Here is a 14,065-nt window from a genome sequence, read left to right as displayed (position 1 = left end):
GGGCCTGGGCCGGGCCGGGCGGCCCGGGCGGCTGCCGTGCGGGCGGGCCGTCAGCCGTAGGTGTCGCCCGGGCCCGAGCTGCCGGGGGCCCGCCAGGGCCCGTACGGCTTGGGGCGTCCGCCCGGTCCGCGGACCTTGATCAGCCGGACCGTGCCCTGGCCGAGGTCGGCGTTCAGCCGCGCGACCAGCTGCGGGGCGAGCAGCTTCAGCTGCGCCGCCCAGGCCGAGGAGTCGCACCTCACGAAGAGCTCGTGCTCCTCATAGCGTTCCGGTTCGCAGTGCGCGGCGATCTCCGGTCCGACGATCTCCGGCCAGCGCTCCATCACGCCGACCACCGCCATCGGCATCTCCCAGCCGCGCTCCGTGCGCAGCCGTTCCAGCGCGGCCATCAGCGGCATGGGGTCCCTGCCGTCGGCCCGGGCGCCGGACCGCAGGCCCGGCTGGTTCCGGCGGGCGCCTCGGCCGCCGGCGGCCTGGCCGCGGGCGCGCGCCTGCTCGCGGGCCGCCGCCAGGGCCTGCCGCGCCAGGTCGACGCCGGAGGGCTCCGGGGCCCTGGGCCGCTCGCCCGGAGCGCTGCCTCCGCTTCCGGTTCCGTTTCCGCCCTGCCCGTGGTCCTTCACAGCCGGGTCACCTCACCGCCGGACACCCCGAACCTCGCCCCCGCGAGGACCCCGGGAACGTCGTCGTCCACCGCGGCCGTCACCAGTACCTGCTCGCCCGGGGCCACCAGCTCGGCCAGCCGCTCCCGGCGCCGCGCGTCCAGCTCGGCGAAGACGTCGTCGAGGATCAGCACCGGCTCGGAGCCCTCGGCGCGCAGCAGCTCGTAGGAGGCGAGCCGCAGGGCGAGCGCGTAACTCCAGGATTCGCCGTGGCTGGCGTACCCCTTGGCCGGCAGCTCCCCGAGCCGCAGCAGCACGTCGTCCCGGTGCGGCCCGACGAGGGTGACGCCCCTTTCGATCTCCTGCTTGCGCACCTGGGCCAGTGCCTGGAGCAGCACCTCGTACAGCTCCTCGCGCGAGCGGGCCGCGCCGCTGTCGACGGGCTCGCCGGCGGAGCAGCGGTAGGCGAGGCCGAGCGGGCCGCCGCCGGGTGCGAGCTGCTCGTAGGCCTTGTCGGCCAGCGGGAGCAGCGTCGCGATCAGGTCGAGGCGCTGGGCCAGCAGCTCGGCGCCGGCGCGGGCCAGGTGCTGGTCCCACACGTCCAGGGTGGACAGGTCCATGGAGCGGCCGCCGTGGCGGCGTGCCATGGCCGCGGACTTCAGCAGGGTGTTGCGCTGCTTGAGGACCCGCTCGTAATCGGAGCGGACGCCGGCCATCCGCGGGGAGCGCGCCGTGACCAGCTCGTCGAGGAAGCGGCGCCGCTCTCCCGGGTCGCCCTTGACGAGGGCGAGGTCCTCCGGCGCGAACAGCACCGTCCGGACGATGCCGAGCACGTCCCTGGGCCTGACCTGGGAGGACCTGTTGATGCGGGCGCGGTTGGCGCGGCCGGGGTTGAGTTCCAGCTCGACCAGCTGCTGCCGGTCGCCCTGCCGGACGGCGGCGCGGACCACGGCCCGCTCGGCGCCCATCCGGACGAGCGGGGCGTCCGAGGAGACGCGGTGGCTGCCCAGCGTGGCCAGGTAGCCGACGGCCTCGACGAGGTTCGTCTTGCCCTGGCCGTTGGGGCCGACGAAGGCGGTGACGCCCGGGTCGAGAGGGACCTCGGCCCGGGCGTACGAGCGGAAGTCGGCCAGGGAGAGGTGTGTGACGTGCATGCGGCGCCGACCTCCCCCGGCTGTGCTCTGCTGTGCTCTGCTGTGTGGTGCGGTGTGCGGCGGGCTACTTCTTCTCCACCGCGTGGCCGCCGAACTGGTTGCGCAGCGCGGCGATCATCTTCATCTGCGGCGAGTCGTCCTGGCGCGAGGCGAAGCGCGCGAAGAGCGACGCGGTGATCGCCGGCAGCGGGACGGCGTTGTCGATCGCCGCCTCCACGGTCCAGCGGCCCTCGCCGGAGTCCTGCGCGTAGCCGCGCAGCTGCTCCAGGTGCTCGTCCTCGTCGAGGGCGTTGACGGCCAGGTCGAGCAGCCAGGAGCGGATGACGGTCCCCTCCTGCCAGGACCGGAACACCTCGCGGACGTCGGTGACGGAGTCGACCTTCTCCAGCAGCTCCCAGCCCTCGGCGTAGGCCTGCATCATGGCGTACTCGATGCCGTTGTGGACCATCTTCGCGAAGTGCCCCGCGCCGACCTTGCCGGCGTGGACGGAGCCGAAGTCGCCCTCGGGCTTGAGCGCGTCGAAGACCGGCTGGACGGCCGCGACGTGCTCCTTGTCGCCGCCGTACATGAGCGCGTAGCCGTTCTCCAGGCCCCACACGCCGCCGGAGACGCCGCAGTCGACGAAGCCGATGCCCTTGGCGGCGAGCTCCTCGGCGTGCTTCTCGTCGTCGGTCCAGCGCGAGTTGCCGCCGTCGACGACGATGTCGCCGGGGGAGAGCAGCTCGCCGAGCTCGTCGATGGTGGACTGGGTCGCGGCACCGGCCGGGACCATCACCCACACCACGCGGGGCGCCTGGAGTCCGTCCACAAGCTCAGAGAGGCTGTGGACGTCGGCGAGGTCAGGGTTGCGGTCGTATCCGATGACGGTGTGGCCTGCGCGGCGGATGCGCTCGCGCATGTTGCCGCCCATCTTGCCGAGACCGACGAGACCGAGCTCCATCAGGTGGTTCCTTTTGCGTTGTGGCCGTGTGTGCCGGATGCCCCCGGTGCCCGGGAGTACCCGGCTCCGAGCCTACGCCGGGCCGTCGCACACGGCGCCACGGGCGCTCCGGGCTCCGCCGTACGGGGCGCGGCGCGGGGCGCCGGCGGGGCGGCAGCCGTCGGGGCCCGGCCCCCGCGCGGGCGGCGGGAGCGGGCCCCGGTGGCGGGCGGGTGTCAGCCGGAGAGGCGCACCGGCATGATCAGGTACTTGTAGGCCTCGTCCGCCTCGGCGTCCACGGCGGGGCGGCCGCTGAGCAGCGCCGGCTTGGTGGACGTGGTGAAGCTGAGCTGGGCGGCGGGCGAGTCGATCGCGCTGAGGCCGTCGAGCAGGAAGGTCGGGTTGAAGGCGATCGAGATGTCGTCGCCCTCCAGGACCGCGTCGACCCTTTCCACAGCCTGTGCGTCGTCGGAGGAGCCTGCCTCCAGGATCAGCACGCCCTGCTCGAAGCTCAGGCGGACCGGGGTGTTGCGCTCGGCGACCAGCGCGACGCGCTTGACGGCCTCCACGAAGGGCGCGGTCTCGATCACGGCGACGGAGTTGAACTCGGTCGGGAAGAGCGTGCGGTACTTGGGCAGGTCGCCTTCGAGGAGGCGGGTGGTGGTGCGGCGCCCGGCGCCCTCGAAGCCGATGAGGCCCTCGCCGGCACCGGAGCCGGACAGCGCCAGGGTGACGGTGTCGCCGCTGGTCAGGGACTTCGCGGTGTCGAGGAGCGTCTTGGCGGGGACGAGGGCGACGGCGGAGGCGTCCGGGTTCTCCGGCTTCCACAGGAACTCGCGGACCGCGAAGCGGTAGCGGTCGGTGGAGGCGAGGGTGACGCGGTCGCCCTCGATCTCGATGCGGACGCCGGTGAGGACGGGAAGCGTGTCGTCGCGGCCGGCGGCGATGGCGACCTGGGCCGCGGCGGCGGCGAAGACCTCGCCGGAGACGGTGCCGGTGGCGGTCGGCATCTGCGGGAGGGCCGGGTACTCCTCCACCGGCAGGGTGTGGAGGGTGAAGCGGGAGGAGCCGCAGACCACGGTCGCCCGTACACCGTCTGTGGAAATCTCCACCGGCCGGTTGGGGAGGGCGCGGCAGATGTCGGCGAGGAGCCGGCCGGAGACGAGGACGGTGCCGTCCTCCTCGACGTCCGCCTCGACGGAGACGCGGGCCGAGACCTCGTAGTCGAAGCCGGACAGGGACAGCGTCCCGTCCTCGGCCTTCAGCAGCAGGCCCGCGAGGACGGGCACCGGCGGCCGGGCCGGGAGGCTGCGGGCAGCCCAGGCCACCGCCTCCGCGAGTACGTCGCGCTCCACCCGGATCTTCACCGGAACCGCCTCCTGCTGTTGCTCGCTCGTCCGTCTGCCGGCCTTCGTCGTCGGCCCGCCGCTGCCTTGCCCCGGGGGCTGCGGCCCGTCGGTGCCGGGAACCAGTCTGACGTACGGCACCGACAGCGCGTGCTGCCGCCCGTCAAATCGGGAGCGAGGTGTCGGGGAGGGCTTCGAGCCGGGTTGTGCACAGGGCCTGCTTGAAAACCGATTCCGAGCTAACTGTCCATGGGGGTAGTAGTAGGGGCTGTGGAAACCGTGGATAAGCCCGTTTCCGCAGGTCAAGCCCCGGTTTTTATCCCCATGCCCTGTGGGCGGCGCCGTGGACAACACGGTGTCGCTGTGGAGAACAGAAAGTTCTGCACAGGCCATCCCCAGATGACCCGGAGTACTCCACAGCTGCGTCCCCAGTTTTCCCCCGGTACTCCACAGCCCAAACGTCGACTTTGGTGTGACGGCTTTCACTCCGGCCGGTGAGCGGGGTCACTCGGTTGCCGAACAGTGGACAGCGGTGTGGGTAAGTCATCGGAACCTGTGCACAGGATGCGGCAACCTGTGGGTGAGCGGTGGACAACGCCGTGGACCGGTCTGTGGACGGATCGGGTGTCCACAGTCTGTGGATATCTTTGGTGCACAATTCCACAGCCCGCTGACCTGCTCTGATGGTCCCTCACCCGGAAGCCCTGTGGACAGATTGTGGGTGACGAATCCCGTCCCCACCCTGTGGACCCAAGAAAGTCCCGCAATCTGTGGATAAGTTGCTCTCCAGGGGGCGTATTCGAACAGACCAGGGGCGCGTGCACGAAGAAGGGCGCCCCCGGAGTGATCCGGAAGCGCCCTGCGGGTGCGTTTGGCGGAGCACCAGGAGCCCGCGGAAGGCGCTTTGACGGGCCGTCGGGAGCACGCGCACAGGCCGGCCCGCGGGAGCCGCGGGCCGGCCTGTGGATGCTGTGGACGAAGCGCCGGTCAGGCGTTCTTGATGCGGTTCGTGAGCTCGGTGACCTGGTTGTAGATGGAGCGGCGCTCCGCCATCAGGGCGCGGATCTTGCGGTCCGCGTGCATGACGGTGGTGTGGTCGCGGCCGCCGAAGTGCGCCCCGATCTTCGGCAGGGAGAGGTCCGTCAGCTCCCTGCACAGGTACATCGCGATCTGCCGCGCCGTGACCAGCACCCTGCTGCGCGAGGAGCCGCACAGGTCGTCCACCGTCAGGCCGAAGTAGTCGGCGGTGGCCGCCATGATGTCCCCGGCCGTGATCTCGGGCGCCGAGTCCTCGCCCCCGGGGATCAGGTTCTTCAGGACGTCCTCGGTCAGGCCCAGGTCGACGGGCTGCCGGTTCAGGCTCGCGAAGGCGGTGACCCGGATCAGGGCCCCCTCCAGCTCGCGGATGTTGCGCGAGATGCGGGAGGCGATGAACTCCAGCACCTCCGGCGGGGCGTTGAGCTGCTCCTGCACCGCCTTCTTGCGCAGGATCGCGATGCGCGTCTCCAGCTCGGGCGGCTGGACGTCCGTGATCAGGCCCCACTCGAAGCGGTTGCGGAGCCGGTCCTCCAGCGTGACGAGCTGCTTGGGCGGCCGGTCGGAGGACAGCACGATCTGCTTGTTCGCGTTGTGCAGCGTGTTGAAGGTGTGGAAGAACTCCTCCTGCGTCGACTCCTTGCTCGCGAGGAACTGGATGTCGTCGACCAGCAGGATGTCCATCTCGCGGTAGCGCTTGCGGAAGGCGTCGCCCTTGCCGTCGCGGATGGAGTTGATGAACTCGTTGGTGAACTCCTCCGAGCTCACGTAGCGCACCCGCGTCCCCGGGTAGAGGCTGCGCGCGTAGTGCCCGATGGCGTGGAGCAGGTGCGTCTTGCCCAGGCCGGACTCGCCGTAGATGAAGAGCGGGTTGTACGCCTTGGCGGGCGCCTCGGCGACCGCCACCGCCGCCGCGTGCGCGAACCGGTTCGACGCGCCGATCACGAACGTGTCGAAGAGGTACTTCGGGTTCAGCCGGGCCGTCGGCTCCAGCGGGCCCGAGGTCGATCCGGAGGACGGCGCGGGCGGCGCGGGCCGGCCGGGCGCCGGGCGCGGCGCGGACTGCTCGTACTGCTGCGGATCGTAGGACTCGTACGGCTTCTGGTCGTAGGAGCCCTGCTCGTAGCCGTTCTGGTCGTACGGGCCCTGGTCGTAGCCGCCCGACTCGGGCTGCTGCAGGTAGCCGGGCTGAGGGGAGGCGTAGGGGTCGCGCTCGGGGAAGCCGCCGAGGCGGGGCTGCTGCCAGCCGTAGTCGTCCTGCTGGCCGCCGCGGGGCCAGGCGCCCGGCTCGGGGCGCGGCTGCTGGTAGTCCGGGTAGGCGGGGCGGGCCGTCGGCAGCTGGTCGTCGGCCGGGCCGGTGTGCCCGCCGGGGTGCTGCCCGCCGTACGGCTCGTACGCCTCACCGCGCTGCGGGGCCGGCGGCGCCATGGGCGCGGGCTCGCCGGCCGAGTCGTCGACGGTGATGGCGATGCGGATCGGGCGGCCGCACTCGCGGCTGAGCGCGTCGCTGATCAGCGGGGCGAGGCGGCCCTCCAGGACGCGCTTGCCGTACTCGTTGGGCACGGCGAGCAACGCGGTGTCGGCGACCAGGGCCAGGGGCTGGCAGCGCTCGACCCACTGCCGGTCCTTGGGCTCGATCGCCTGCTGGCCCTCCCCCAGGAGCTTGTCGAGCACCCGTGGCCACACTGCGGCAAGATCGGCAGGTACGTCAGCCACAGGGCACGCTCTCTCACAGGGGTCCCACGAATGTGTGGTTCTTTGGGACGGTCGGGACAAAAAATCCAGGGTCAGGCAACGGTAGTCAGCGCAGCCGGTACGGTTCAAGTCGTTGTCCACAGCCTGTGCACAGCGCGGGGTGGCATCGCCTCGGTTTGACCGGATGGCGTAGCCGCGCGTACCGTAACGAGGTCGAGTTGTCGATGGCTGCTGCCGCCTGCCTACCGATGGGCGAGGATCACTAGTTGTGATCGTTGAGCGGTGCCACTCGGGCGAACACGCGAGCTTCCTCGTGGGCGCACGGTGACAGCCAGGCGATGTCCCGCCACAACGATTCATTCTCTGGAGCCCCCGAGTGAGCAAGCGCACCTTCCAGCCGAACAACCGCCGCCGCGCCAAGACCCACGGCTTCCGCCTGCGGATGCGTACGCGTGCCGGCCGCGCCATCCTGGCGAACCGCCGCAGCAAGGGCCGCTCTGCCCTCTCCGCGTAACCACACGCAGGTAGTGACGTCGTGCTGTCTCCCGACAATCGGCTGAGGCGGCGCGAGGACTTCGCGAGCGCGGTACGACGGGGCCGCAGGGCCGGTCGCCCGCTCCTCGTCGTCCACCTACGTACAAGCGGTGCAACGGACCCGCACGAGCCGGGGGAGACTGATCCCCCGACGCGTGCGGGTTTCGTCGTCAGCAAGGCCGTGGGCGGTGCCGTGGTCCGCAACCGGGTCAAGCGCCGACTGCGCCATCTCGTGCGCGAACGGCTGACCCGGCTGCCCGCCGGTAGCCTGGTGGTGGTGCGGGCACTGCCCGGATCGGGCGATGCCGGCCCCGAGGATCTGGCCCGGGACCTGGATGCCGCCCTGCTGCGGCTCCTGGGAGGCGCAGCTCGATGAAGTACCCGCTGCTCGCTCTGATCAAGCTGTACCAGTGGACGATCAGTCCGCTGCTCGGCCCGGTGTGCCGCTATTACCCCTCGTGCTCGCGCTACGGGTTCACGGCCATCGACCGGCATGGTGCGGTGAAGGGGACGGTCCTGACCGTCTGGCGGATCCTGCGGTGCAATCCGTGGACCGCCGGCGGCGTGGACCATGTCCCACCTCGTAAACGCCCGCGTTGGCACGAGCAGCTGCGCAGTGCGTTGCGTAGATCTCGCAATGCTCAAGGAGCCTGATTAGTGGACACGATTGCCAGTCTGTTCAGCTTTATCACCACGCCCGTCTCGTGGATCATCGTGCAGTTCCACTCGCTGTACGGTGCGATCTTCGGTGCGGACAGTGGGTGGGCCTGGGGCCTGTCCATCGTGTCCCTCGTGGTCCTGATCCGCATCTGCCTGATCCCGCTCTTCGTGAAGCAGATCAAGGCGACGCGCGGCATGCAGGCGCTCCAGCCGAAGATGAAGGCGATCCAGGAGCGCTACAAGAACGACAAGCAGCGCCAGTCCGAAGAGATGATGAAGCTGTACAAGGAGACGGGTACCAACCCGCTCTCCTCGTGCCTGCCCATCCTGGCGCAGTCCCCGTTCTTCTTCGCCCTGTACCACGTGCTCGCGACCATCGCCGACGGCAAGACCATCGGCGTCCTGGACGAGCAGCTCGTCGACAGCGCCCGGTCCGCCCGCATCTTCGGCGCCCCGATCGCGGCGAAGTTCATGGACAGCGAGGAGAAGGTCGCCGCCCTCGGCGCCTCCCTCACCGACGTCCGCATCGTGACCGCAGTCATGATCATCATGATGTCGCTGTCGCAGTTCTACACGCAGCGCCAGCTGATGCAGAAGAACGTCGACCTGACGGTCAAGACGCCGTTCATGCAGCAGCAGAAGATGCTCATGTACATCTTCCCGGTGATCTTCGCGGTCATGGGCGTCAACTTCCCCGTCGGTGTCCTCGTCTACTGGCTGACCACCAACGTCTGGACCATGGGTCAGCAGATGTACGTGATCAACCAGAACCCGACCCCCGGCAGCAAGGCCCAGGACCAGTACCTGGCACGCCTCCTCAAGCACGTCTCCTCGCACGAGGGCGTCAAGGGCCGGGGCCGGAAGAAGATCGTCGCGGGCATCGTGGCCAAGGGCCCGGACCGCAACGAGAACGAGCGCAGGTTCATCGCGGCCCTGACGAAGCAGGGCCTGGCGGCCCAGGCCGACGGCTCCGTGGTCAAGAGCGCCGTGGCCACGGCGGACGCCGACGCGGCGAGCGGCGGCGCCCCCAAGCGGCAGCAGCCCAAGCGCCAGTCGAAGTCGCAGCGCCAGACGCCCTCCAAGCCCTCTTCCAAGAAGTAAGAAGGAGTCCCTCCCGTGACGGAAGGCACCACCACCGCCGCCGCCCAGAGTGGCGACACCCTCACCCGCCTTGAGCAGGAGGGTGAGATCGCGGCCGACTACCTCGAGGGTCTGCTCGACATCGCCGACCTCGACGGCGACATCGACATGGACGTCGAGGCAGACCGCGCCTCGGTCTCGATCGTCAGCGACTCGGCAAGCCGCGACCTGCAGAAGCTCGTCGGCCGTGACGGCGAGGTCCTGGAGGCCCTGCAGGAGCTCACCCGCCTCGCTGTCCACCGCGAGACGGGCGACCGCAGCCGCCTCATGCTGGACATCGCCGGCTTCCGGGCGAAGAAGCGCCAGGAACTGGCGGCCGTCGGCGCCAAGGCGGCAGCCGACGTCAAGGCCTCCGGCGAGCCCCTCAAGCTGGCCCCCATGACGCCGTTCGAGCGCAAGGTCGTCCACGACGCCGTGGCGGCCGCCGGCCTGCGGAGCGAGTCGGAGGGCGAGGAGCCGCAGCGCTTCGTCGTCGTGCTCCCGGCCTGACCCGAGCCCGAGTCCTCGGCCCCGTCTGTGTCGCAGGCGGGGCCGATGTTTGTCAGCCTGGCATTGCCGAGCGGGCCGGACCCGCCCGAGCGGTCCACCCCTCGATCCCCCTCGATCCACGCGGTACGCGATACGGAAGGACGGTCCCCCGTGACGGAGGCAGCGGAGCTTCCCCCGGCACCCGAGCAGGCGCGCGCGGTGTTCGGCGAGTTTTTCCCGGAAGCTGTGCGCTATGCGGAGCTGCTGGCCGACGCGGGGGTCAAGCGCGGCCTGATCGGCCCGCGCGAGGTCCCGCGGCTGTGGGAGCGGCACCTGCTGAACTGCGCCGTCCTGTCGGAGGTCGTCCCCGAGGGCGTCACCGTGTGCGACGTGGGCTCCGGCGCGGGCCTCCCCGGCATCCCGCTGGCCCTTGTCCGGCGGGATCTGAAGATCACCCTGCTGGAGCCCCTGCTGCGGCGCACCACCTTCCTCCAGGAAGCCGTGGAGCTGCTGGGGCTGGACCACGTGACGGTGGTCCGGGGCCGAGCCGAGGAGATGCTCGGCAAGGTGCCGCCGGTGCACGTGGTGACCGCACGCGCGGTGGCCCCGCTGGACCGCCTCGCGGGCTGGGGCGTGCCGCTGCTGCGCCCGTACGGCGAGATGCTGGCCCTCAAGGGCGACACCGCAGAGGAGGAGCTGGTGGCGGCGAAGGCCGCACTGGCCAAGCTCGGTGTGGTGAAGACCTCGGTGCTCCATGTGGGCGAGGGTGTGGTGGATCCCATGTCGACGGTGGTCCGTGTGGAGGTGGGGGAGAGCCCCGGCGGGGTGAGGTTCGCCGCCAAGCGGGCGAAGGCGGCCCGGGTGGGGCGCGCACGCCGCCGGCGCTGAGAGCAGCGTCCCCCGGGTGCGGCGGGTCCTGCATCGGATCCGTTGCGCCCGATAGGTATGGATTTCGGAGTGTCGGAGGGGCCTGAAGACTCCGTTTCGGCATCGTGTTTCACGTGAAACGTCGCTCTCTGCTGCACGGAATCATCAGTCGCGGCCGTGCGGCCGCCGCCCCCCGCTCCCGCAAGGAGGCAGGAGGGACGGAGTTGTCCACAGGTGTGGATTCATCCACAGGTGCACGGGCCCCGCTGGTTCGCGACCCCGGTGACATGGCAGGCTCTGTTCAGCCCGAGCCTGATGTCGAGGAGAGTGACACCGTGCGGTCCGACGCCAACCTCGCGGGGCCGATGGCCGATCCGGTCCCCGGTCCCCGCTCTGAATCGGCGGGCGGCGATGTTTCACGTGAAACACCGCCCCCGCCTCCTGTCGACAACGATGCGTCCATCGGCGCAGCCGCATCCTTCGCGGTCGAGCCGCTGGCCCGTTCGGGCGAGGGGCTGCCGAGGCCGGCGCAGACCCGGGTCATCGTGGTCGCCAACCAGAAGGGCGGAGTGGGCAAGACCACGACGACCGTGAACCTCGCGGCCTCCCTGGCCCTGCACGGTGCACGCGTCCTGGTCATCGACCTCGACCCGCAGGGCAACGCCTCCACCGCCCTCGGCATCGACCACCACGCCGAGGTGCCGTCGATCTACGACGTCCTGGTGGACAGCCGTCCGCTGCTCGAAGTCGTCCAGCCGGTCATCGACGTGGAAGGGCTCTTCTGTGCCCCTGCCACCATCGACCTGGCGGGCGCGGAGATCGAGCTCGTCTCGCTCGTGGCGCGCGAGAGCCGCCTCCAGCGGGCCATCCAGGCATACGAGCAGCCGCTGGACTACATCCTCATCGACTGCCCGCCCTCTCTGGGCCTGCTGACGGTGAATGCCCTGGTCGCCGGTGCCGAGGTGCTGATCCCGATCCAGTGCGAGTACTACGCCCTGGAGGGGCTGGGCCAGCTGCTGCGCAACGTCGACCTGGTGCGGGCCCACCTGAACCCTGCGCTGCACGTGTCGACGATCCTGCTGACGATGTACGACGGCAGGACGCGCCTGGCCTCCCAGGTGGCGGAGGAGGTCCGGACCCACTTCGGGAGCGAGGTGCTGCGGACGAGCATCCCCCGGTCGGTGCGCATCTCGGAGGCGCCGAGCTACGGGCAGACGGTGCTCACCTACGACCCGGGCTCCAGCGGCGCCCTCTCCTACATGGAAGCGGCGCGGGAGATGGCGCTGCGGGGGGCCGGACTCCATTACGACGGTCGCGACGCCCACGTGGGCGCGGGCATGAACAGCACGCAGAGCATGGCGGAGGGGATCCAATGAGTGAGCGACGTAGGGGTCTGGGGCGGGGGCTCGGCGCGCTGATCCCCGCAGCTCCCCAGGAGCGGACGCCGGCGGCGGGGGGCACAGGGCAGGCAGTGGCGGCGGCCCCCCTGCCGGGGCCCGGTTCTGAGCGGGGAATCGCCGCGGCGAAGCTGACCTCCCTCGCACAGGCCGATGTTTCACGTGAAACATCCATTGCGCTCGCCGAGCCGACCGACACGGTCGCGGTGGACGCCGCCGTCGGCGAGGTGGCGGGAGCCACCTTCGCGGAAATCGCCGTGGACGAGATCGAGGCGAACCCGTGGCAGCCCCGTGAGGTCTTCGACGCGGCGGCCCTGGCGGAGCTGGTCACCTCCATCCGCGAGGTCGGACTGCTCCAGCCGATCGTCGTGCGGCGGGCTTCGGCCGGCGGCTACGAGCTCATCATGGGTGAGCGGCGTCTGCGGGCCTGCAAGGAGGCCGGCCTCCAGCGGATTCCGGCGATCATCCGGGCCACCGAAGACGACAAGATGCTGCTGGACGCCCTGCTGGAGAACCTCCACCGGGCACAGCTGAACCCGCTGGAAGAGGCCGCGGCCTACGACCAGCTGCTGCGGGACTTCAACTGCACCCACGACGAGCTTGCGGACCGGATCGGCCGCTCCCGCCCGCAGGTGACGAACACCCTCCGGCTCCTCAAGCTGTCGCCGAAGGTCCAGCGGCGGGTGGCGGCCGGTGTCCTGCTGTCCGGCCACGCCCGCGCCCTGCTCGGTGTCGACGACCCGGAGGCTCAGGACCAGCTCGCGGCCCGCATCGTGGCCGAAGGGCTCTCCGTGCGTTCGGTCGAGGAGATCGTGTCGCTCATGGGCTCGGAGCCGGCCGCCGCGGTCAAGCCGAAGGGCCCCCGTGCGGGCGGCCGGGTGTCCCCGGCCCTCAGCGAGCTGGCGACGCGGCTGTCCGACCGCTTCGAAACCCGGGTGAAGGTCGACCTCGGGCAGAAGAAGGGCAAGATCACCGTCGAGTTCGCCTCGATGGAGGACCTGGAGCGGATCCTGGCGACCCTGGCTCCCGGCGAGGGCCGGGTGCTGGAACAGGGGCAGTCCGCGGAGTGACCCTCCCGCCCGCCGAGGGGCGGATCGCGCCGGTGCTGCCGGGGCGGTCCGCCCCTTTGGCTTGGAGCGGTTTCTCCTGATTCGGGCTCTGGATACGATGCGCTCATGGGGCGTCGGTTGGTACCACTCACACTGGACAACCTGCAGGACCTGCCTCGGCGTTGCCGGTCCTGTGTGTTCTGGGAGCTGGACCCGGTCAGCGGCGAGGCCGCCGTGAAGGCCGGGACGTCCGAACTCGAAAAAGAGGGGTGGATCTCCGCCGTTCTGCTGGAGTGGGGTTCGTGCGGCCGCGTCGTCTACGTCGACGAGGTCCCTGTCGGCTTCGTGATGTACGCGCCGCCTGCCTACGTCCCCCGTTCGACGGCCTTCCCGACCAGCCCGGTCTCACCCGACGCGGTGCAGCTGATCACCGCCTGGATCAGCCCCGGGTACCAGGGGCAGGGCCTTGGGCGGGTGATGGTGCAGACGGTGGCCAAGGACCTCCTGCGGCGTGGGTTCCGCGCCATCGAGGCGTTCGGCGACGCCCGCTGGGAGGGCCCCGCCTGCCTGCTCCCCGCCGACCACCTGCTGGCCGTGGGCTTCAAGACCGTTCGGCCGCACGCCACGCATCCGCGGCTGCGGTTGGAGCTGCGCTCCACGCTCTCCTGGAAGGAGGACGTGGAGTTGGCACTGGACCGGCTTCTCGGAGGCGCCCGCAAGGAGCCGGCACTGCGCCCTCTGTGAGCCCCTCGGCCGGCCGGTGCCGGACGTGCGAAACGGGGCCGCCCCTCAGGGGCGGCCCCGTTTCACGTGAAACACCGCGGAGGCGGCTGCCGTCAGGCGGTCGGGTCCCCGACGAAGTCGCTCAGGTCGCGCAGGATCGCCGCCTTGGGCTTGGCACCGACGATGGTCTTGACGACCTCACCGCCCTGGTAGACGTTCAGGGTGGGGATGGACATGACGCCGTACTTGGCCGCCGTGCCGGGGTTCTGGTCGATATTGAGCTTGACGATCTCGATCTGGTCGCCGTATTCGGCGGCGATCGCCTCCAGGGACGGCGCGATCTGGCGGCACGGGCCGCACCACTCGGCCCAGAAGTCCACCAGGACAGGCTTGGTGCTCTTGAGGACCTCGGTCTCGAAGTCGGCGTCGGTCACGTTCTTGAGGGTGCCGGCCACAGCGGCCTCCTATTTCTTCCTGCG

General features: G+C 70.6%; 15 protein-coding genes. 9 read left to right on the top strand and 6 right to left on the bottom strand.

Going from position 1 to position 14,065, the window contains the following annotated elements; all coding sequences use genetic code 11:
* Positions 1–50: 50 nt before the first annotated feature.
* The 5 genes from EF903_RS07265 to dnaA all read right to left on the bottom strand — a co-directional run bounded on the left by EF903_RS07265 (position 51) and on the right by dnaA (position 6,769).
* Entirely contained in the window at positions 51–527 is a 477-nt protein-coding gene (locus tag EF903_RS07265) for a DUF721 domain-containing protein (protein ID WP_125542071.1), read from the bottom strand.
* Positions 528–616: 89 nt separating this feature from the next.
* Positions 617–1,753, bottom strand: a complete 1,137-nt coding sequence (gene recF, locus EF903_RS07260; RefSeq protein ID WP_125542068.1) for a DNA replication/repair protein RecF — start codon at positions 1,751–1,753, stop codon at positions 617–619.
* A gap of 64 nt (positions 1,754–1,817) precedes the next feature.
* Positions 1,818–2,693, bottom strand: a complete 876-nt coding sequence (gnd, locus tag EF903_RS07255; RefSeq protein ID WP_125542066.1) for a phosphogluconate dehydrogenase (NAD(+)-dependent, decarboxylating) — start codon at positions 2,691–2,693, stop codon at positions 1,818–1,820.
* A gap of 215 nt (positions 2,694–2,908) precedes the next feature.
* Positions 2,909–4,039: a DNA polymerase III subunit beta gene (gene dnaN, locus EF903_RS07250; RefSeq protein ID WP_125542065.1), complete on the bottom strand. Its 1,131-nt coding sequence runs from the start codon at positions 4,037–4,039 to the stop codon at positions 2,909–2,911.
* A gap of 966 nt (positions 4,040–5,005) precedes the next feature.
* Positions 5,006–6,769 (bottom strand): chromosomal replication initiator protein DnaA, encoded by a 1,764-nt coding sequence (gene dnaA, locus EF903_RS07240; RefSeq protein WP_125542063.1) that lies wholly within the window; start codon positions 6,767–6,769, stop codon positions 5,006–5,008.
* A 355-nt stretch (positions 6,770–7,124) separates the two neighbouring features.
* Here dnaA and rpmH point away from each other — a divergent pair, with 355 nt between their 5' ends.
* The 9 genes from rpmH (at position 7,125) to EF903_RS07195 (ending at position 13,607) form a co-directional block, all read left to right on the top strand.
* Positions 7,125–7,262 carry a 50S ribosomal protein L34 gene (gene rpmH, locus EF903_RS07235; RefSeq protein ID WP_007265229.1) on the top strand — a complete coding sequence of 46 codons (138 nt, stop codon included), beginning with the start codon at positions 7,125–7,127 and terminating at the stop codon, positions 7,260–7,262.
* A gap of 21 nt (positions 7,263–7,283) precedes the next feature.
* Positions 7,284–7,658: a ribonuclease P protein component gene (gene rnpA / locus EF903_RS07230; RefSeq protein WP_125542062.1), complete on the top strand. Its 375-nt coding sequence runs from the start codon at positions 7,284–7,286 to the stop codon at positions 7,656–7,658.
* Complete coding sequence (gene yidD, locus EF903_RS07225; RefSeq protein WP_114058348.1) at positions 7,655–7,936, top strand: membrane protein insertion efficiency factor YidD; 282 nt, start codon at positions 7,655–7,657, stop codon at positions 7,934–7,936. Before rnpA ends, yidD begins: the two co-directional genes overlap by 4 nt.
* A 3-nt stretch (positions 7,937–7,939) precedes the next feature.
* Complete coding sequence (gene yidC, locus EF903_RS07220) at positions 7,940–9,043, top strand: membrane protein insertase YidC (RefSeq protein WP_125542060.1); 1,104 nt, start codon at positions 7,940–7,942, stop codon at positions 9,041–9,043.
* A 15-nt stretch (positions 9,044–9,058) separates the two neighbouring features.
* Complete coding sequence (locus tag EF903_RS07215; RefSeq protein WP_125542058.1) at positions 9,059–9,571, top strand: R3H domain-containing nucleic acid-binding protein; 513 nt, start codon at positions 9,059–9,061, stop codon at positions 9,569–9,571.
* Between the two features lie 150 nt (positions 9,572–9,721).
* Positions 9,722–10,438: a 16S rRNA (guanine(527)-N(7))-methyltransferase RsmG gene (gene rsmG / locus EF903_RS07210; protein WP_125542057.1), complete on the top strand. Its 717-nt coding sequence runs from the start codon at positions 9,722–9,724 to the stop codon at positions 10,436–10,438.
* A gap of 266 nt (positions 10,439–10,704) precedes the next feature.
* Complete coding sequence (locus EF903_RS07205) at positions 10,705–11,793, top strand: ParA family protein (protein ID WP_125542055.1); 1,089 nt, start codon at positions 10,705–10,707, stop codon at positions 11,791–11,793.
* Positions 11,790–12,884, top strand: a complete 1,095-nt coding sequence (locus tag EF903_RS07200) for a ParB/RepB/Spo0J family partition protein (protein ID WP_125542053.1) — start codon at positions 11,790–11,792, stop codon at positions 12,882–12,884. Before EF903_RS07205 ends, EF903_RS07200 begins: the two co-directional genes overlap by 4 nt.
* A gap of 105 nt (positions 12,885–12,989) precedes the next feature.
* Positions 12,990–13,607 (top strand): GNAT family N-acetyltransferase, encoded by a 618-nt coding sequence (locus tag EF903_RS07195; RefSeq protein ID WP_125542051.1) that lies wholly within the window; start codon positions 12,990–12,992, stop codon positions 13,605–13,607.
* Positions 13,608–13,699: 92 nt separating this feature from the next.
* Here the strand turns inward: EF903_RS07195 and trxA are convergent, their stop codons facing one another.
* Positions 13,700–14,041 (bottom strand): thioredoxin, encoded by a 342-nt coding sequence (gene trxA / locus EF903_RS07190; RefSeq protein WP_125542049.1) that lies wholly within the window; start codon positions 14,039–14,041, stop codon positions 13,700–13,702.
* Positions 14,042–14,065 lie beyond the last annotated feature (24 nt).

The organism is Streptomyces sp. WAC05292 (genome assembly GCF_003949955.1).
Taxonomy (GTDB): domain Bacteria; phylum Actinomycetota; class Actinomycetes; order Streptomycetales; family Streptomycetaceae; genus Streptomyces; species Streptomyces globosus.
Note: the sequence above shows the minus strand (reverse complement) of the source record. Positions and strands in the feature narration are given on the sequence as shown.

Excerpts from the sequence above, each read along its gene's own strand:
- recF (WP_125542068.1), bottom strand. The coding sequence starts at position 1,753 with ATGCACGTCACACACCTCTCCCTGGCCGACTTCCGCTCGTACGCCCGG.
- gnd (WP_125542066.1), bottom strand. The coding sequence starts at position 2,693 with ATGGAGCTCGGTCTCGTCGGTCTCGGCAAGATGGGCGGCAACATGCGC.
- yidD (WP_114058348.1), top strand. The coding sequence starts at position 7,655 with ATGAAGTACCCGCTGCTCGCTCTGATCAAGCTGTACCAGTGGACGATC.
- EF903_RS07205 (WP_125542055.1), top strand. The coding sequence starts at position 10,705 with ATGGCAGGCTCTGTTCAGCCCGAGCCTGATGTCGAGGAGAGTGACACC.
- EF903_RS07200 (WP_125542053.1), top strand. The coding sequence starts at position 11,790 with ATGAGTGAGCGACGTAGGGGTCTGGGGCGGGGGCTCGGCGCGCTGATC.
- EF903_RS07195 (WP_125542051.1), top strand. The coding sequence starts at position 12,990 with ATGGGGCGTCGGTTGGTACCACTCACACTGGACAACCTGCAGGACCTG.